Source organism: Kosakonia cowanii JCM 10956 = DSM 18146, assembly GCF_001975225.1.
In the GTDB taxonomy this organism is placed as follows: domain Bacteria; phylum Pseudomonadota; class Gammaproteobacteria; order Enterobacterales; family Enterobacteriaceae; genus Kosakonia; species Kosakonia cowanii.
Genome location: NZ_CP019445.1, coordinates 1,456,229 through 1,473,001, shown reverse-complemented (window position 1 = coordinate 1,473,001; position 16,773 = coordinate 1,456,229). Strand labels below are relative to the sequence as shown.

The 16,773-nt window shown below is 56.3% G+C and carries 17 protein-coding genes; 9 read left to right on the top strand and 8 right to left on the bottom strand.

Features of this window, described 5'->3' with window-relative positions:
- The first annotated feature begins 4 nt into the window (after positions 1-4).
- On the top strand, positions 5-1,291 hold the full coding sequence (locus tag BWI95_RS06780) for a TRAP transporter large permease (RefSeq protein ID WP_042717980.1): 1,287 nt from the start codon (positions 5-7) through the stop codon (positions 1,289-1,291).
- A 49-nt stretch (positions 1,292-1,340) separates the two neighbouring features.
- On the opposite strand, the gene BWI95_RS06775 is transcribed toward BWI95_RS06780, so the two are convergent.
- The 3 genes from BWI95_RS06775 to tolC all read right to left on the bottom strand — a co-directional run bounded on the left by BWI95_RS06775 (position 1,341) and on the right by tolC (position 4,771).
- Positions 1,341-2,501 carry a glutathionylspermidine synthase family protein gene (locus BWI95_RS06775; protein ID WP_076769223.1) on the bottom strand — a complete coding sequence of 387 codons (1,161 nt, stop codon included), beginning with the start codon at positions 2,499-2,501 and terminating at the stop codon, positions 1,341-1,343.
- Between the two features lie 5 nt (positions 2,502-2,506).
- Positions 2,507-3,187, bottom strand: coding sequence for a DUF1190 family protein (locus tag BWI95_RS06770; protein ID WP_054803016.1), 681 nt, complete (start codon positions 3,185-3,187; stop codon positions 2,507-2,509).
- Between the two features lie 144 nt (positions 3,188-3,331).
- A complete protein-coding gene (gene tolC / locus BWI95_RS06765; RefSeq protein WP_054803017.1) occupies positions 3,332-4,771 on the bottom strand; it encodes an outer membrane channel protein TolC in 1,440 nt (479 codons plus the stop codon).
- 206 nt (positions 4,772-4,977) lie between these two features.
- Here tolC and nudF point away from each other — a divergent pair, with 206 nt between their 5' ends.
- Genes nudF through parE form a run of 5 tightly spaced genes read left to right on the top strand, consistent with a single transcriptional unit; the run spans position 4,978 to position 9,388 of the window.
- On the top strand, positions 4,978-5,610 hold the full coding sequence (gene nudF, locus BWI95_RS06760) for an ADP-ribose diphosphatase (protein ID WP_023480789.1): 633 nt from the start codon (positions 4,978-4,980) through the stop codon (positions 5,608-5,610).
- Positions 5,607-6,029: a DUF1249 family protein gene (locus BWI95_RS06755; RefSeq protein ID WP_023480711.1), complete on the top strand. Its 423-nt coding sequence runs from the start codon at positions 5,607-5,609 to the stop codon at positions 6,027-6,029. The genes nudF and BWI95_RS06755 overlap by 4 nt, the downstream gene beginning before the upstream one ends.
- Positions 6,030-6,053: 24 nt before the next feature.
- Entirely contained in the window at positions 6,054-6,881 is an 828-nt protein-coding gene (gene cpdA, locus BWI95_RS06750) for a 3',5'-cyclic-AMP phosphodiesterase (protein ID WP_076769222.1), read from the top strand.
- Positions 6,881-7,456 (top strand): esterase YqiA, encoded by a 576-nt coding sequence (gene yqiA / locus BWI95_RS06745; RefSeq protein ID WP_054803018.1) that lies wholly within the window; start codon positions 6,881-6,883, stop codon positions 7,454-7,456. The genes cpdA and yqiA overlap by 1 nt, the downstream gene beginning before the upstream one ends.
- A 39-nt stretch (positions 7,457-7,495) precedes the next feature.
- Positions 7,496-9,388: a DNA topoisomerase IV subunit B gene (gene parE / locus BWI95_RS06740; RefSeq protein ID WP_042717986.1), complete on the top strand. Its 1,893-nt coding sequence runs from the start codon at positions 7,496-7,498 to the stop codon at positions 9,386-9,388.
- Between the two features lie 353 nt (positions 9,389-9,741).
- Here the strand turns inward: parE and BWI95_RS06735 are convergent, their stop codons facing one another.
- The 3 genes from BWI95_RS06735 to BWI95_RS06725 are packed head-to-tail and all read right to left on the bottom strand — an operon-like array spanning position 9,742 to position 11,187.
- A complete protein-coding gene (locus tag BWI95_RS06735; protein WP_054803376.1) occupies positions 9,742-10,023 on the bottom strand; it encodes a type II toxin-antitoxin system RelE family toxin in 282 nt (93 codons plus the stop codon).
- Positions 10,013-10,261, bottom strand: coding sequence for a type II toxin-antitoxin system Phd/YefM family antitoxin (locus tag BWI95_RS06730; RefSeq protein WP_042717989.1), 249 nt, complete (start codon positions 10,259-10,261; stop codon positions 10,013-10,015). The genes BWI95_RS06735 and BWI95_RS06730 overlap by 11 nt, the downstream gene beginning before the upstream one ends.
- A gap of 50 nt (positions 10,262-10,311) precedes the next feature.
- On the bottom strand, positions 10,312-11,187 hold the full coding sequence (locus tag BWI95_RS06725; RefSeq protein ID WP_054803377.1) for a helix-turn-helix transcriptional regulator: 876 nt from the start codon (positions 11,185-11,187) through the stop codon (positions 10,312-10,314).
- 165 nt (positions 11,188-11,352) lie between these two features.
- Here BWI95_RS06725 and BWI95_RS06720 point away from each other — a divergent pair, with 165 nt between their 5' ends.
- The 3 genes from BWI95_RS06720 to BWI95_RS06710 are packed head-to-tail and all read left to right on the top strand — an operon-like array spanning position 11,353 to position 15,721.
- A complete protein-coding gene (locus BWI95_RS06720; RefSeq protein WP_076769221.1) occupies positions 11,353-13,179 on the top strand; it encodes a DUF2264 domain-containing protein in 1,827 nt (608 codons plus the stop codon).
- A 57-nt stretch (positions 13,180-13,236) separates the two neighbouring features.
- A complete protein-coding gene (locus BWI95_RS06715) occupies positions 13,237-14,496 on the top strand; it encodes an oligosaccharide MFS transporter (RefSeq protein WP_023480794.1) in 1,260 nt (419 codons plus the stop codon).
- Between the two features lie 37 nt (positions 14,497-14,533).
- Positions 14,534-15,721, top strand: coding sequence for a glycoside hydrolase family 88 protein (locus BWI95_RS06710; RefSeq protein WP_076769220.1), 1,188 nt, complete (start codon positions 14,534-14,536; stop codon positions 15,719-15,721).
- A gap of 63 nt (positions 15,722-15,784) precedes the next feature.
- Here the strand turns inward: BWI95_RS06710 and BWI95_RS06705 are convergent, their stop codons facing one another.
- Both BWI95_RS06705 and BWI95_RS06700 read right to left on the bottom strand, forming a co-directional pair.
- Complete coding sequence (locus BWI95_RS06705; protein WP_023480887.1) at positions 15,785-16,099, bottom strand: putative quinol monooxygenase; 315 nt, start codon at positions 16,097-16,099, stop codon at positions 15,785-15,787.
- Positions 16,100-16,127: 28 nt separating this feature from the next.
- A complete protein-coding gene (locus tag BWI95_RS06700; RefSeq protein ID WP_023480904.1) occupies positions 16,128-16,709 on the bottom strand; it encodes an NAD(P)H-dependent oxidoreductase in 582 nt (193 codons plus the stop codon).
- Between the last annotated feature and the right edge of the window lie 64 nt (positions 16,710-16,773).

Here is a 16,773-nt window from a genome sequence, read left to right as displayed (position 1 = left end):
CTTTATGGATGCATTTATTCTGGTCTTTACGCTCGCCATTATGTTGGCGATTGGCGTGCCGGTCGCCTATGCGGTCGGCATCAGCGCGGTACTCGGCGCGTGGTATATCGATATTCCGCTGGAAGCGGTGATGATCCAGCTGACCAACGGCGTGAATAAATTCTCACTGCTGGCGATCCCGTTTTTTATTCTGGCCGGGGCGATTATGGCGGAGGGCGGCATTGCCCGCAGGCTGGTCAACTTTGCCTATATCTTTGTCGGCTTTATCCGCGGCGGCCTGTCGCTGGTTAATATCGTCGCTTCGACCTTTTTCGGTGCCATTTCGGGATCGTCGGTGGCAGATACCGCCTCGATTGGCTCGGTGATGATCCCGGAGATGGATAAAAAGGGTTACCCGCGCGATTTCGCTGCCGCCGTCACCGCCAGCGGATCGGTGCAGGCGATCCTCACGCCGCCCAGCCACAACTCGGTGATCTACTCGCTGGCAACGGGCGGTACTGTCTCCATCGCGGCGCTGTTTATCGCCGGGATTTTGCCGGGCCTGCTGCTCAGTTTTACCCTGATGGTGATGTGCGTGGTCTTTGCCCATAAGCGCGGCTATCCGAAAGGGGAGCGCGTGCCGTTTCGCCAGGCGTTAAAGATCTTTGCCGATACGCTGTGGGGGCTGATGACGGTAGTGATCATCATGGGCGGCATCCTCTCCGGGATCTTCACCGCCACCGAATCAGCGGCGATCGCCTGTCTGTGGGCCTTTTTCGTCACCATGTTTATCTATCGTGACTACAAATGGTCCGAGCTGCCGAAGCTGATGTACCGCACGGTGAAAACCGTCACTATCGTGATGATCCTGATTGGCTTTGCCTCGGCTTTTGGCGCGGTGATGACCTATATGCAGTTGCCGGGCCGCATCACCGAGGCGTTTACCCAGCTCTCTGACAACAAGTATGTAATTCTGATGTGCATTAACATCATGCTGCTGCTGCTCGGCACGCTGATGGATATGGCACCGCTGATCCTGATCCTGACGCCGGTACTGCTGCCGGTGACCAATGCGCTGGGCATTGATCCGGTACACTTCGGTATGATCATGCTGGTCAACCTGGGGATTGGGTTGATTACGCCGCCGGTGGGATCGGTGCTGTTTGTCGCCAGCGCGGTGAGTAAACAGAAGATCGAACAAGTGGTAAAGGCGATGCTGCCTTTCTACGCCATCCTGTTCGTGGTGCTGATGCTGGTGACCTATATTCCGGCCATCTCGCTCTTCCTGCCGAAGCTGTTTGGCGTGATGTAAGCTGAGCCTGAGAGAATAAAAAACCCGGCGCTGATGGCCGGGTTTCTACTTATTCGACAAAGACATGCGGGTAGAAGCGGGAGAGATCCTGGGTGATCAGCGCCCGATCTTCGCGGATGCCGATACCGGCAGGCTGATCGTTAATAAGCCAGCTGCCAATCAGCGTATAGCTGTCGCCAAACTTCGGCAGCGGGTAGAACTCCTGCACGATCATCCCCTCTTCGCCGTACGGGCCCTCCACCGACTCGACAGTTTTGCCGTTCTCAACGATCGAGACGTTGGCACCTTCGCGGGAGAAGATCGGTTTCACCACATACTTCTCCATCGGCGGATGATCTTCATCGGCAAACCAGGCTGGCAGCAGATTGGGATGATCCGGGAACATCTGCCACAGCATCGGCAGCAGCGCCTTGTTGGAGATGATGCTCTTCCAGGCCGGCTCCAGCCAGCGCACGCCGGCATCTTCCAGCTTGGTGGAGAACATTTCCCGCAGCATGTATTCCCACGGATAGAGCTTGAAGAGGTTGCCAATCACCTGATCCTGCAGATCGGAAAACTGCCCCTTTTCACCAAGGCCAATATCTTCGATATAGAGAAACTCGGAGGCCAGCTCCGCTTCGGCCGCGCAATCCTGGAGATACTGTACCGTACCGCGATCTTCTACCGTATCGCGGCAGCAGGTGAAGTGCAGCAGCTGGAAGCCGTGCTGCTCGCGCAGCTCTGCAAAGCGTGCGATGAGCTTCTCCTGCAGGCTGTTGAACTGATCGCTGCCCTGCGGCAGGTTGCCGGCGTTGAGCTGATCTTCGAGCCAGATCCACTGAAAGAAGGCCGCTTCATACAGCGAGGTCGGCGTGTCGGCGTTATTTTCCAGCAGCTTAGGTTCACCGACGCCATCCCAGGCGAGATCGAGACGTGAATAGAGCGAAGGCTGACGCGTGGCCCACGACTGGCGCACAAAGCCCCAGGTGTGTTTTGGAATGCGGAATTTGGTCATCAGCTCATCGCTGGCAACGACCTTCTCTACCACCTGCAGGCACATCTGGTGCAGTTCGGCGGTGACATCCTCCAGCTTCTCAACCTGGGCAAGCGTCAGTTTGTAGTAGGCATCTTCACACCAGTAAGGCTCGCCATACATGGTGTGAAAATTAAAACCGTACTCCGCCGCTTTTTCGCGCCAGTCCGGGCGCTCGCTAATGCTGATTCTTTCCATCGACGTCAGCCACCCATTGAACGGCTGGAGGTGCCGGAGGCGCTGCTGCGCTGCATGGTGTTCTGTTTGGCGACCGATTCACCAAAGCCGCCGCGGGTTACGGTGGTAGTGGTGGCCGGTTTCGGCGCCATCGCGGTTTTAGGTACCGTTGCGGTACGGCCCGGCTGCGCTGCGCCATAACCTTTACCCGAGGCGTCGGTGTATTGACCGTAAGCCGGGCTTGCCGGGTTACGCGAGCTAAAGAGCGGCTGCTGAGCAAAGCCCGCGCCGCCGCCCATTAAGCGGCCCATCATGTAACCGGCCATCAACGGCATCCAGAAGCTGCCGCTGGACTGATTCTGCGCCTGGTTTTCTGTGCCCGCCGCACCTACGCCTGCCTGTGCTGGCGCCTGCTGGCACTGGCCTTCACCAAACTCCGCCACACAATCTTCGCGCGAGGCGTATTTCGGCGCGGTACGTTCAGCTTCTTTTAAGGCATTGTTGTACGCGGCTTTACACTCCGCGCTTTTACCCGGATTCGCCGAGGAGCAGTCGTCGGCGTTCTGGTACATGGAAACCGTTTCGTCATTTTGTTCACAGGCTGCCAGCATAAACACGGCGGAGACCGCCAGCGCGACAGGCGTTAAATGACGTGCGCTCCAGCTTTTGCGGAACGTCGCATGATTAATATTTTTTGTCCGTTTCATTGTTATCTTCCTGTGGACCCAAAGGCATGAATAAAACAATCAGGATAGAGGATGGGGGGGCGAAGTTAAAGCGAGGCGAGAAGGCCTTTACGTTGCCTTACGTAAAAACGGGGGCTGTGTGCCCCCGTGATGTATTGCGGGTGTTTAACGGGTCAGGCCGGTGCGTGCGGCGGCAGGTTGTGTACCCGCGCCGAATTTCTCAACCTTAGCCTGCTGCTCCGGGTTCTCCGGTGCCACGCTCTCTGGCGCAGTAGAGATGGATTTGCCCAGCGCACCGTTAAGCGCAACCAGATCCTGCTCATTCAGCGTACCGAGCGCCTGCTTAATATTAAGCTGGTTAATCAGGTAGTTATAACGAGCGCTTGAGAGCTGTTGCTTCGCGTTGTAGAGCGTCGTGGTGGCATCCAGCACGTCAACAATGGTGCGTGTACCGACCGAGTAGCCCGCTTCCATCGCATCAAGGGAGCTCTGCGCAGAGACCACCGCCTGTTTGTAGGCGTTGATGCTGCTGATCGAGGCGTTGACGTTATTAAAGGAGGAGCGAACGTTCTGCACTACGCTGCGGTGCGCGCTCTCCAGCTGCTCGCTGGCACCCACGAAGTTAAATTGCGCCTGTTTGACCTGCGAGTTTACCTGACCACCCTGGTAGAGTGGCAGTGAGAAGCTCAGGCCAACTTTGTTCTGACCGACGTCGGAGTCGCTGAACTGCGAGTTGTTACGCGTTCTGGAACCGCTGTAAGAGGAGTTAGACACGCCGGTAGAGGCAGTCAAATCCAGGGTCGGCAAGTGACCATCCTGCGCCTGGCGAATCTGCTCGCGTGCCAGATCCTGGCTCAAACGCGCCTGCAACAGCGTCAGGTTGCGGTTTTCCGCTTCTTTCAGCAGGTTGTTCACCGGCTGCGGTTTGTCGGTCTTAAAGCTCTGGACGTTCAGCGAGGCCAGTTCCGGGTAGTAATTGCCGGTCACCTGGCGCAGCGTCTCTACGGCGTTATCCAGCGCGTTACGCGCCGAAACTTCGTTCGCCAGCACGGTGTCATACTGTGAGCGTGCGTTCTGCACATCGGTAATGGCGACCAGGCCAACGTTAAAACGCTGGGTGGTTTGATCTAACTGGCGATAGATAGACTGCTTCTGCGCTTCGGTGTAGGAGAGCGTATCGATGGCGCTCAGCACGTTGAAATAGGCGGTAGCGGTGTTCAGCATCAGCGTCTGCTGGTCGGTCTGCCAGGTGACATCCTGAATCCCGGCACTTTTTTCCTGTAAAGTCAGCGCGCGCCATTTCGACATATCAAAAATGGTCTGCGTTAATTGCAGTGAACCGCTGGTCACGTTGGAATCGACGCCCTGGCTATCGCGGAAGCCGTTGGTATAGGTGTAGTCTGCCCCCAAACCAAGCTGAGGCAGTAACGGGCTACGCGCTTCATTGATCTTTTCGAAGGCGGCATCGCGGTCGGCGGCGGATTTACGCAGATCCGGGTTGCTTAAACGCGCCTGCTGATAAACCTGTAACAGGTTTTCTGCCTGGCTCATCGCACTGAAACCGGTCAGGCTCAGGCCGATAAAGAGGGGGAGCAATTTCTTCATTTGCATTCCTTGTTGTGAAGCAGTACTAGCGCTGATCTAAATTGGAAAAATAATCGCAGATTCTACCAGAAGTACGCACCGCGAAAGCTTGGCGTAACGTGCCATCGGCATAAATTTGCATCAATCTAACACATAGCGCTTGAAACACGCGTAAAACAGGCTTGAAAATCCACCGATTTATCATCACTTCATATGAGATGCCGCCAATGAATAAGCCAGACTCATCCATCGTTACTTTCACAAAAAATGATGTAGAAATTATTGCACGGGAAACGCTCTACACCGGTTTTTTTTCGCTTGTTCGCTATCGTTTTCGCCATCGTCTTTTTAATGGCGGAATGAGCGGCGAAGTGCAGCGTGAAATTTTTGAACGCGGTCACGCCGCAGTCTTGCTACCCTATGACCCTGTGCGCGACGAAGTCGTGCTGATCGAACAGATTCGCATTGCAGCTTTTGATACCAGCGACACGCCGTGGCTGCTGGAGATGGTTGCCGGCATGATCGAAGTGGGCGAGTCTGACGAAGAGGTCGCACGGCGTGAAGCGGATGAAGAGGCCGGTTTAGCGGTCGGACGCGTAAAAAGGATGCTGAGCTACCTGGCAAGCCCGGGCGGTACCAGCGAGCGCACTGCCGTACTGGTTGGTGAAGTGGATGCCACACAGGCCTCAGGTATTCATGGCCTTGTGGATGAAAACGAAGATATTCGTGTTCATGTGGTGAGCCGGGAACAGGCTTACCAGTGGGTAGAAGAGGGGACAATTGACAACGCAGCGTCTGTCATCGCCTTGCAATGGCTGCAGCTGCATTATGAGAGCTTACAAAACGAGTGGAAAAAATGAAGCGTTACACACCTGACTTCCCAGAAATGATGCGCCTGTGCGAAACCAATTTCGCCCAGCTGCGCCGCCTGCTACCGCGAAATGATGAGGCGGGCGAAGCGGTAAGTTATCAGGTGACCAATGCGCAGTACCGATTAACGATTGTTGAATCCACCCGCTACACTACGCTTGTGGAGATTGAACAGACCGCGCCTGCCGTCAGCTACTGGAGCCTGCCCTCAATGACAGTGCGCCTGTATCACGATGCGATGGTGGCCGAAGTGTGTTCGAGCCAGCAGATCTTTCGATTTAAAGCGCGGTATGATTACCCCAATAAAAAGTTGCATCAACGCGACGAAAAGCATCAAATTAATCAGTTTCTGGCCGACTGGCTGCGTTACTGTTTAGCACATGGAGCAATGGCGATTCCGGTTTGTTAGCGTCGTGAAACCTAAGGACACCATTTGGAAAGCCTGTTAAACCTCTCTCTGGGGAGTGAGTCCAGAGTCAGGGTATTACAAATAACCGATTCTCACCTGTTCGCCAAAAAGCATGAAACGCTGTTAGGAGTAAACACCTGGGAGAGCTATCAGGCGGTACTGAATGCGATCCGGGCTCAGCAGCGTTCGTGCGATCTGATCGTCGCCACCGGCGATTTGGCGCAGGATCATACCGCTGCGGCTTATCAGCACTTTGCTGAAGGTATCGCAAGCTTCGACGCACCCTGCGTCTGGCTGCCGGGCAATCACGATTTTCAACCTGCCATGTACAGCGCGCTGCAGGATGCGGGGATCTCCTCCGCGAAACGTGTTTTTGTCGGTGAGCAGTGGCAAATCCTGCTGCTCGACAGCCAGGTGTTTGGCGTTCCGCACGGTGAGCTAAGCGAATTTCAGCTCGACTGGCTGGAGAAAAAACTCGCCGACAGTCCGCAGCGTCATACGTTACTGCTTCTGCATCACCACCCGCTGCCGTCCGGCTGCAGCTGGCTCGATCAGCACAGCCTGCGCAATGCCGCGGAGCTTGATAACGTGCTGCAACGCTTTCCTCAGGTGCGCACGCTGCTCTGCGGGCATATCCATCAGGAACTCGATCTCGACTGGAATGGCCGCCGTCTGCTGGCGACGCCGTCGACCTGCGTGCAGTTTAAGCCGCACTGCGCTAGTTTCACGCTGGATACCATCGCGCCAGGCTGGCGCTGGCTGGATCTCTACCCTGACGGAACGCTGCACACCGAAGTGTGCCGCCTGGCGGGGAGTGAATTCAGGCCTGATACCGCTTCAGAAGGCTATTGATGTCAACGCTTCTTTATCTCCATGGTTTCAACAGTTCGCCCAGCTCCGGCAAAGCGACGCAGCTGGCGCAATGGGTCGCACAGCATCATCCACATATTGAAATGGTGGTGCCGCAACTGCCGCCCTATCCGGCCGAAGCCGCAGAGACGCTGGAGTCGCTGGTGCTTGCACGGGGCGGAAAAACGCTCGGTATTGTCGGCTCTTCGCTCGGCGGTTATCTGGCGACCTGGCTCTCGCAATGCTTTATGCTGCCGGCGGTGGTGGTCAATCCTGCGGTACGGCCGTTTGAATTGCTGGCGGATTATCTTGGCCCTAACGAGAACCCCTACACAGGGCAGCAATATGTGCTAGAGTCTCGCCATATTTACGAGCTCAAAGTGATGCAAGTTGACCCGCTTGAGGCGCCGGATCTGATCTGGCTGCTGCAACAAACCGGGGACGAAGTGCTCGATTACCGCCAGGCGGTGGCCTATTACGATGCCTGCCGCCAGACAGTTGAAGAGGGCGGAAATCACGCCTTCACGGGCTTTGAGAAACATTTCACACAGATTATCGATTTCCTTGGGCTTGAATAAGCCGCCGGAAACGATGCGATCACTATCTACGAATACACCATGACGCAATCCTATAACGCTGATGCCATAGAGGTACTCACCGGGCTTGAGCCGGTTCGCCGCCGTCCGGGGATGTATACCGATACCACGCGCCCTAACCATCTGGGGCAGGAAGTTATTGATAACAGCGTGGATGAAGCGCTGGCGGGCCACGCGAAGCGCGTAGAGGTCATTCTTCACGCCGATCAGTCGCTGGAAGTTATCGACGACGGGCGCGGCATGCCGGTGGATATCCACCCGGAAGAGGGCGTTCCTGCCGTTGAACTGATCCTCTGCCGCCTGCACGCGGGCGGTAAATTCTCCAACAAAAACTACCAGTTCTCAGGCGGCCTGCACGGCGTCGGCATTTCGGTGGTTAACGCCCTGTCACGCCGCGTAGAAGTGACCGTCAAACGCGACGGCCAGGTCTACAGCATCGCCTTCGAGAATGGCGACAAGGTGCAGGATCTGAAAGTGATCGGCACCTGCGGTAAGCGCAATACCGGCACCAGCGTGCACTTCTGGCCCGATGAATCCTTCTTCGACAGCCCGCGCTTCTCCGTCTCCCGCCTGATGCATCTGCTGAAAGCGAAAGCGGTGCTCTGCCCGGGCGTTGAGATTGTCTTTAAAGACAATGTGAATAATGCCGAGCAGCGCTGGTGCTATCAGGATGGTCTGAACGACTACCTGAGCGAAGCGGTAAATGGCCTGCCGACGCTGCCGGAAAAACCGTTTATCGGCAACTTCTCTGCCGAAACGGAAGCGGTGGACTGGGCGCTGCTCTGGCTGCCGGAAGGCGGCGAGCTGCTGACCGAAAGCTACGTCAACCTCATCCCGACCATGCAGGGCGGCACCCACGTTAACGGCCTGCGTCAGGGCCTGCTCGATGCGATGCGCGAATTCTGCGAATACCGCAATATCCTGCCGCGCGGTGTGAAGCTCTCGGCGGAAGATATCTGGGATCGCTGCGCTTACGTGCTGTCGGTCAAAATGCAGGATCCGCAGTTTGCCGGGCAGACCAAAGAGCGTCTCTCCTCGCGTCAATGCGCGGCGTTCGTGTCCGGCGTGGTGAAAGATGCCTTCAGCCTGTGGCTGAACCAGAATATTCAGACCGCGGAAATGCTGGCAGAGATGGCAATCTCCAGCGCTCAGCGCCGCATGCGCGCCGCCAAAAAGGTGGTGCGTAAAAAGCTCACCAGCGGCCCGGCGCTGCCCGGCAAGCTGGCGGATTGCACCGCGCAGGATCTCTCGCGCACCGAACTCTTCCTGGTGGAAGGGGACTCCGCGGGCGGATCGGCGAAACAGGCGCGCGATCGCGAGTTTCAGGCGATCATGCCGCTGAAGGGCAAGATCCTTAACACCTGGGAAGTCTCCTCCGATGAAGTGCTGGCCTCGCAGGAGGTGCATGATATTTCGGTGGCGATCGGTATCGATCCGGACAGCGAAGATCTCAGCCAGCTGCGCTACGGCAAGATCTGTATCCTGGCGGATGCGGATTCCGACGGGCTGCACATCGCCACGCTGCTCTGCGCGCTGTTTGTGAAACATTTCCGTACGCTTGTGAAAAACGGTCACGTCTACGTTGCGCTGCCCCCGCTCTACCGTATCGATCTCGGCAAAGAGGTCTATTACGCGTTAACGGAAGAGGAAAAAACCGGCGTGCTGGAGCAGCTGAAACGCAAAAAGGGCAAACCGAACGTACAGCGCTTTAAAGGGCTGGGCGAGATGAACCCGATGCAGCTGCGTGAAACCACGCTCGATCCGAATACGCGCCGCCTGGTGCAGCTCATCATCAGCGATGAAGATGACAAGCAGACCGACGCCATGATGGATATGTTGCTGGCTAAGAAGCGCTCGGAAGATCGACGCAACTGGCTGCAAGAGAAGGGCGATACGGCGGAGATCGAAGCCTGATCCCTGTGCCCGGTGGCGTCCGCTTACCGGGCCTGGTCAACGCTTTCAGGTTTTATGTAAACCGGATAAGGCGTAAGCCGCCATCCGGCACGCTGTGTTCAACCAGGCCCGGCAATCAGCTATAACTCTTCGGGTTTTATGTAGGCCGGATAAGGCGCAAGCCGCCATCCGGCATGTTGTGGTCAACCAGGCCAGGCAATCAGCTATAACTCTTCGGGTTTTATGTAGGCCGGATAAGGCGCAAGCCGCCATCCGGCACGCTGTGCTCAACCAGGCCCGGCAATCAGCTATAACTCTTCGGGTTTTATGTAGGCCGGACAAGGTGCAAGCCGCCATCCGGCATGTTGTGCATCTTATCTGAAGCGTGTGGCTGTGTAGATCTCATCGTTCTCGCGTTTGCCCACACCGATCACCGTCACGGTGATGATCTCCTCTTCGACTTTATAGACCAGCCGGTATCCCGCACCGCGTAGCTTAATTTTGTACTGATCTTTGCGCCCATGAAGCTGTGCTGCCGGGACGCGCGGGTTTTCGAGCCGCTCCTGAAGCTTCTTTTTGAACTGTTCGCGAACGGTGCTTCCCAGCTTCTTCCACTCCTTTAATGCCGATACGTTGAACGCCAGCTTATAGGTCATCAAGCTTGACCTCGATGGTGGGTTCATCAGCACGTTCGTCCGCAATGCGCCCCAGCTCTTCGTCTTCGAGCATCTCCATCAGGCGTGCATAGAGCGCGGGCGGGACGCAGTAGAACGCGGGTTCATTGCGATTAAGAATGGCAACCGGCGCGCCTTCACCGGCATTAAATGTTCCCATCGGGTCACGTTTCAGTTCGGTGATGCTGGCTGCGGTGGTCGTCAGAATCTGGAATGGCATGATCGTTCTCCTGTCAAAGAGAGGCCATTATGGTGCATTAAAAAGTGCTTTTAAAGGTGCTTTTTAAGGGCGTGTTCGTTGCGATGATTCTTCCTGTACTGCAACGGCGTTTCGCCGATGCCGCGTTTAAACGCGCTAATAAAGTAGGTCACATCGGAAAACCCGACATCAAGGGCGATCTCGCGGATGCTGAGCGGCGTGTGAAGCAGCGAGTCGCACGCTTTGCGCAGACGCAGGGTGTTTAAATATTGATGGATCGGCTCGCCGGTCTCGAAGTGAAAGCGGCGCGAGACATAGCTGCGCGACTTACCCAGATCCCCGGCGAGGCGTTGCAGGCTAAACTTCTGCCGGTAATTCTCTTGTAGCCAGAACATTACTGGCGTGGCGATCCCGCTCTGCTCTTCCGGTAATTTCTCAATATCTTCCGGCAACATACTTAACAGATTCAGCAGCAGGCAGGCGACCTGCTCCACATTCAGGCTGCGGTTCTCCGCCAGCTTCCCATAACAGCTAAACAGATGATCGATATGGGGATGGATATCGGCCGCGTCCATCACCACCGCCGCGCCGCCGCGTAAGGAGAGGCGCTGTAAACGCTGGTGATTATGTGGAAAATCGCGCAGGTGTTTCAGCACCACATGGTGATCGACATGGATAATGGTGCGGCGATAACAATCCTGCGCCTGCTCATCCACCATCACCCGGTGCAGCGTAAAAGGCGGAAAGAAAAAGAGCCTGCCGGGCCGCATGGTGTAGTGGCGATTATCAACAATCACCACGCCAAAACCCTCTTCGACATAAAGCACTTCCAGGCATTGATGCCAGTGGTGGTACCGCACGGTATTGGCGTAAAGGCGACTAAACGACACGATCGCGTCGTTGAGGGTAATCAGTTCCAGCCGCTCTGCCTGCAAGCCCGAAGTCATGGTGCAATCAATCTCAATTTTTACTTCCCTGTAGCCATTTATAAACCACGGTTTTAAATTTTCTTAATAACGGGTTCAGAGAAGTTACGGCGGTGTGACAGAGGTAACATTTCCCCGCGCTGTTCATTAACTATTCTTCTGCCACACATCAGGGGAGGAAAGGTTATGCAGGCGGCGCACGAGAAAAAATCAAATCCATTGTCATCCCGCGACGAGGTAGTAAGCGCGCTGACTACCATGCTCGACGCGCTGGATAAACAGTTTCCGGCCGGTGCGGCGCAATTCTCCCTCGGTGCTACCAGCGCCCACTACAGCGATGAGATTGCTGAAATGGAGGGGCTCTCCCGCGCGCTGTGGGGGCTCTTCCCGCTGATGGCGGGCGGCGATGCACAAACCTTCAGCGAGAAATATCTGGCGGCGATCAAGCGCGGCACTGATCCGCAGGATAGCGGCTACTGGGGCGACACCGTGGCATACGATCAGCGGCTGGTGGAGATGGCGGTCTACGGTCTCGGGCTGGCACTGCTGGGTGATAAATTCACACTGAACTTCAGTGCGCAGGAAACCGAAAACCTCTACCGCTGGCTTAACCAGATCACCGAAGCGGAAATGCCCGACAGCAACTGGAACTTCTTCGCCATCATGGTGCAACTGGGCTTCAAACGCGCCGGTTTGCCGTGGGATGCGCGGGCGATTGAACGCCGCTTTGCGATGATGGATGCCTACTATCTTGGCGACGGTTGGTACTCCGACGGCCTCGGCCGGCCAAAAGATTACTACATCTCGATGGCGTTTCATTTTTACGGCCTGATCTACGCCACGCTGAACGGTGAAGAGGATGCGCCGCGCGCGGCAACCATTCGCGAGCGCGCCAGCCTGTTTGCCGAGGACTTTATCTATATGTCAGCGGCAGAAGGGGAGTCAGTGCCGTTTGGCCGCAGCCTCACCTATCGCTTTGCGATGGTCGCCTTCTGGAGCGCCGTCGCCTTTGCTGACCTGCCGGTCTTGACGCCGGGCGTGGTAAAAGGCGTGATCCTGCGCCACCTGCGCTGGTGGCTTAAACAACCCATCTTCGATCGCGACGGCATTCTGACGCTCGGTTTTGCCTACCCGAACCTGGCGATGTGCGAGGATTACAACTCACCCGGCTCGCCCTACTGGGCGCTGAAGGTCTTCTTGATCCTCGCGCTGCCCGACTCTCACCCCTTCTGGTGTGCCGAAGAGCAGCCGTTACCGCGGCTCGACGCGCAGCGCGTAATTGCCCCTGCCGGGCAGCTTATCGTGCACAGCGAAGAGTCAAAGCACGTCTGGATGCTGACCGCAGGACAGCTGGAGCTGAATAACTACGTCAATACCGAAGCGAAATACACCAAATTTGCCTACTCCAGCCGCTTTGGTTTCACCATAGAGCGCGGGCGCTACGGCATCAAGCATGCCGCCTGCGACTCAATGCTGCTGCTGAGTGAAGGGGATAACTACTTTCGTGGCCGCCGCGAGTGCGACGAAGTGGTGATAAGCGAGCAGGCGATCTTCTCCCGCTGGTCGCCGTGGCATGACGTACAGATCGCCACCTGGCTGATCCCCTGCGGCGAGTGGCATCTTCGCGTTCACCGCATCAACACCGCTCGCGCGCTGACCAGCGTGGAAGGGGGCTTTGCGGTGCTGAAAGCGCCCCATCGCTCTGAGCAGCACGGCAGCCTGGTGGTCGCTGAAAACGGCGTCAGCGGCATTTTCAACCTGCTCGCCGATGAGGTGCGCGAGGCGGACAGCATCGTCACACCGCCCAACAGCAGCATCATGTTTTCGCCCTGCGCCTCCATTCCGGTGCTACGCACCGAGATTGCTGCAGGCCAGCAGTGGCTGGCGTGTGCCGTGCAGGCGGCAACCTGCGAACTGGCCTTCAACCCGCTCTTACCGGAACTGCTTATCAACAATAACGCGCTGGTGATCCATCAACCGGGGCAGAAAAACCGTATCGAGATTGCACTTTGATGCCCGGCGCTGGCCGGGAAATAACGCTGAACCCTACATGCTTTCGTCGAGGATAGTATGGAAAAAATCACCATAAATAATAAAACTGAATATTACAAAATCAGCACCTTTATCTTTCTCTACTTTTTTACCTGGTCGGCGAGCATTGGTTTGCTGGCGATCTGGCTGGGACAAAAAGCCAATTTAAGCGGGACGGTTATCGGCACGGTCTTTGCCGTTAACGGTATCTTCTCCGTTATTCTGAAACCGATTTATGGCTATATCCTGGATAAAATCGGCATGAGCAAATACCTGCTCTATTTTGTCGTGCTGATGTCAGCCTTAATGGCACCGTTCTTTATCTATGTCTATCAGCCGCTGTTAATGTCCAACACCCTGGTCGGGATTATTGTTGGCGCTATCTATTTAAGCTTCGCGTGGTATGCGGGCGTGGCGGCGTGCGAATCCTATACCGACCGTTACAGCCGCTTAAACGGCATGGAGTTTGGGCAGATCCGCATGTGGGGATCCCTTGGCTGGGCGGTGGCTTCCTCTTTCTCCGGCCTGCTGTTTAACCTCTCTCCGGCCTATAACTTCATCATGGGTTCTGTGGCGTCGCTGATTATGCTGGCAGTGCTGCTGAGCCTGAAAGTGAATGTCCACTCCGCCCATGCGGGTGAAGTGCTGACGAAAGAGAAGATCGCGCCTGCCGATGTCTATGCGCTGCTGCGTAACCGCAAATTCTGGGCCTTCTGCCTCTATGTCGCCGGTGTCGCGTGGATGATGTTTATCGCCGAACAGCAGTTCTCACGCTACTTCGTCACCTTCTTTGACGATGTGCATGAAGGCAATGCGGTGTTTGGTTATCTGGGCACGGTGCAGTCGGGCATGGAATTTGTCATGTATATGGTCATCCCGCTGTTTGTGAACTTTATTGGGGCCAAGCGCGGGTTATTAATTGTCGGCCTGATTGTCGGCGCGCGGTTAATTATCTCCGGGCTGTGCGAATCGCATCTGCTTATTTCGATCCTCAAACCGCTCTACGGTCTCGAAATCTGTTTGCTGCTGGTGTCGGTATTTAAATATATCGCCGAGCATTTCGATAAACGCGTTAATGCCACCATGTATCTGCTGGGCTACCAGGCGATGCTCTACGTCGGCAATGTGGTGGTCTCGTCGCCCGCCGGGATTTTGTATGACCGCATCGGCTTTGAACACACCTACATCATCATGGGCGCGATTGCGCTGACCTTTACCTTTATCTCCCTGTTTACCCTGTCTGCCTGCCAGAGCAAATGGCGGCAAGCCCGCACGCTGGATGCGAAAACGGCAGGGTAATGGCTATCCGATTATCGAACAGAGAAGGAACCGAACAATGTTAAGTAAAATCAACGAGGAAACGTTACGCCCATGCCCGGCTGCGCCCGATGCGCAGACCTTTAAAGATGAGCTGGACTCTGCGCGTAGCCACACCCTTGAACTGATTCGCCGTCATTTAACCGAGTTCGGTGAGCAGTTCCCGGCGGAGACCTGCGTCGACGGCTTTTATCCGCTGACCGGCAACGTCGAGTGGACCACCAGCTTCTGGACCGGGCAGCTGTGGCTGGCCTGGGAGATGAGCGGCGATGAGGCGTTTCGCGCGCTGGCTGAGCGTCACGTGCGCTCCTTTGGCCTGCGCATCGCCGGACGCGAAGACACCAACACGCACGATCTCGGCTTTTTATACACGCTCTCCTGCGTGGCGGCCTGGCGCTTAACCGGCAATCGCGATGCGCGCGGCTTTGGGCTACTGGCGGCCGAGGCACTGCTGGAGCGCTTTCATGAAAAAGCGCAGATCATCCAGGCGTGGGGCGATCTTAACGATCCTGCCCAGGCCGGGCGGATGATCATCGACTGCAATATGAACCTGCCGCTGCTCTACTGGGCGACGGAGCAAACCGGCGACCGGCGCTTTGCCGATGCCGCCGAAGCCCACGTGCGCCAGGCGGCGAAATACCTTATCCGCGAAGATGCTTCCACCTTTCACACCTACTATATGGATGTGCAGACTGGCGCGCCGCGTTATGGCAATACCCAGCAGGGCTACGCCGATGATTCCTGCTGGTCGCGCGGCCAGGCGTGGGGCATTTACGGCTTCCTGCTGAGCTATATCTACACCGGCGATAAAGAGATGGTGGCGCTGTCAAAACGGCTGGCGAACTACTTCCTCAACCGCCTGCCGGAAGATGCGGTCTGCCACTGGGATCTGGCGCTGGTGGGTACCGACGCGCTGCGCGACTCCTCGTCGGCGGCGATTGCGGTCTGCGGCTTGCTGGAGCTGGTTAAGCAGTTACCGGTGACCGACCCGGATCGCGCCCATTACCAGCAGTGGGCAATGCGCATTATGTCATCGCTGAGTAAGCACTATCTGGCGGGCAAGCAGGAGGCGACCAACGGCCTGCTTAAGCACTCGGTCTACCATCTGTCGAGCAATAAAGGGGTGGATGAGTGTGCAAGCTGGGGGGATTACTTCTATGTCGAAGCGCTGGCGCGTTTCTCGCTGAGCTGGAAGTTGTACTGGTAAACAAAGGGCCGGCAAGCGCCGGCCTGAGTATTCTCCCCCCGCCTGGCGGTGAGGGGAAGGCTGTTACAGACCCGATTCGAGAATACGGATATGGGTCTCGAGGACATCGCCTTTTACTGCTTCGCTCCACGCTTTCATGTGGGGCGTTTGCAGGTGCGCTTCAAGATGCGCCACGCTTTCCCAACGCTCAACCATCGTGATGGAATCCGGCGCGGTCGTCTGGAAGCTGACGCCAGCGGCGTGGTCGATCAGCGGCTCATAGCCGTGGCAACCTGCTTCTTGCAGCACAACCGGTACAATTTTCGCGAATTCATCAAGCACGGCCTGGCGATGGTGCTGCCCTGGGCGAGTGCGGATCTCTGCTACTACTGTCAACATGGTTTACTCCTTTTAAGTCCAGCTACAGTTAAGCAAAAATCTCCGCCAGATGCTTGCGATATTCTGCAATATAACGCGGGACGTCCGGCATTTTGATCACGTCATTAGCGATAAATGTCGGCAATGCGTCCATGCCGAGGAACTGGTTCGCTTTATGGAACGGCAGGTAAACACCGTCAACACCGACGCCGTGGAAGAACTGCTCTTTATCGGTAAAGGCGTCGATTGGCGCGTTCCAGGTGAGCGACAGCATGTAGGTTTTGCCCTGGATTAATCCGCCGGAGCCATACTTCTTCGCCGCGTCGGAGCGGGTACGACCATCGCTGGCATACAGTGAACCGTGGCCTTCGGTAAAGACATCATCCATATACTTTTTCACCGTCCACGGTGCGCCCATCCACCAGCCCGGCATCTGCCAGATCACCGTGTCGGCCCACAGGAAATTCTCCACTTCCGCTTTAACGTCGTACTCGCCGTCGGTACGCACGGTTTTCACTTCGTGCCCGGCATCGCGCAGGAAGCTGGCCGCAACGTCGGTCAGGGTATCGTTCAGTTCGCCATTGGAGTGCGCGAATTTCTTCGCGCCGTTGATAATCAGAATGTTGCTCATTTTTTGTTCCCGGATAAATACGTTTGTCGGCGATTCTATCCGTATCAACGGGGCGATTAAATTG

Coding starts and splice junctions, on each gene's coding strand:
- BWI95_RS06780 (WP_042717980.1), top strand. CDS start 5: ATGGATGCATTTATTCTGGTCTTTACGCTCGCCATTATGTTGGCGATT.
- BWI95_RS06775 (WP_076769223.1), bottom strand. CDS start 2,501: ATGGAAAGAATCAGCATTAGCGAGCGCCCGGACTGGCGCGAAAAAGCG.
- BWI95_RS06770 (WP_054803016.1), bottom strand. CDS start 3,187: ATGAAACGGACAAAAAATATTAATCATGCGACGTTCCGCAAAAGCTGG.
- tolC (WP_054803017.1), bottom strand. CDS start 4,771: ATGAAGAAATTGCTCCCCCTCTTTATCGGCCTGAGCCTGACCGGTTTC.
- nudF (WP_023480789.1), top strand. CDS start 4,978: ATGAATAAGCCAGACTCATCCATCGTTACTTTCACAAAAAATGATGTA.
- BWI95_RS06755 (WP_023480711.1), top strand. CDS start 5,607: ATGAAGCGTTACACACCTGACTTCCCAGAAATGATGCGCCTGTGCGAA.
- yqiA (WP_054803018.1), top strand. CDS start 6,881: ATGTCAACGCTTCTTTATCTCCATGGTTTCAACAGTTCGCCCAGCTCC.
- parE (WP_042717986.1), top strand. CDS start 7,496: ATGACGCAATCCTATAACGCTGATGCCATAGAGGTACTCACCGGGCTT.
- BWI95_RS06735 (WP_054803376.1), bottom strand. CDS start 10,023: ATGACCTATAAGCTGGCGTTCAACGTATCGGCATTAAAGGAGTGGAAG.
- BWI95_RS06730 (WP_042717989.1), bottom strand. CDS start 10,261: ATGCCATTCCAGATTCTGACGACCACCGCAGCCAGCATCACCGAACTG.
- BWI95_RS06725 (WP_054803377.1), bottom strand. CDS start 11,187: ATGACTTCGGGCTTGCAGGCAGAGCGGCTGGAACTGATTACCCTCAAC.
- BWI95_RS06720 (WP_076769221.1), top strand. CDS start 11,353: ATGCAGGCGGCGCACGAGAAAAAATCAAATCCATTGTCATCCCGCGAC.
- BWI95_RS06715 (WP_023480794.1), top strand. CDS start 13,237: ATGGAAAAAATCACCATAAATAATAAAACTGAATATTACAAAATCAGC.
- BWI95_RS06710 (WP_076769220.1), top strand. CDS start 14,534: ATGTTAAGTAAAATCAACGAGGAAACGTTACGCCCATGCCCGGCTGCG.
- BWI95_RS06705 (WP_023480887.1), bottom strand. CDS start 16,099: ATGTTGACAGTAGTAGCAGAGATCCGCACTCGCCCAGGGCAGCACCAT.
- BWI95_RS06700 (WP_023480904.1), bottom strand. CDS start 16,709: ATGAGCAACATTCTGATTATCAACGGCGCGAAGAAATTCGCGCACTCC.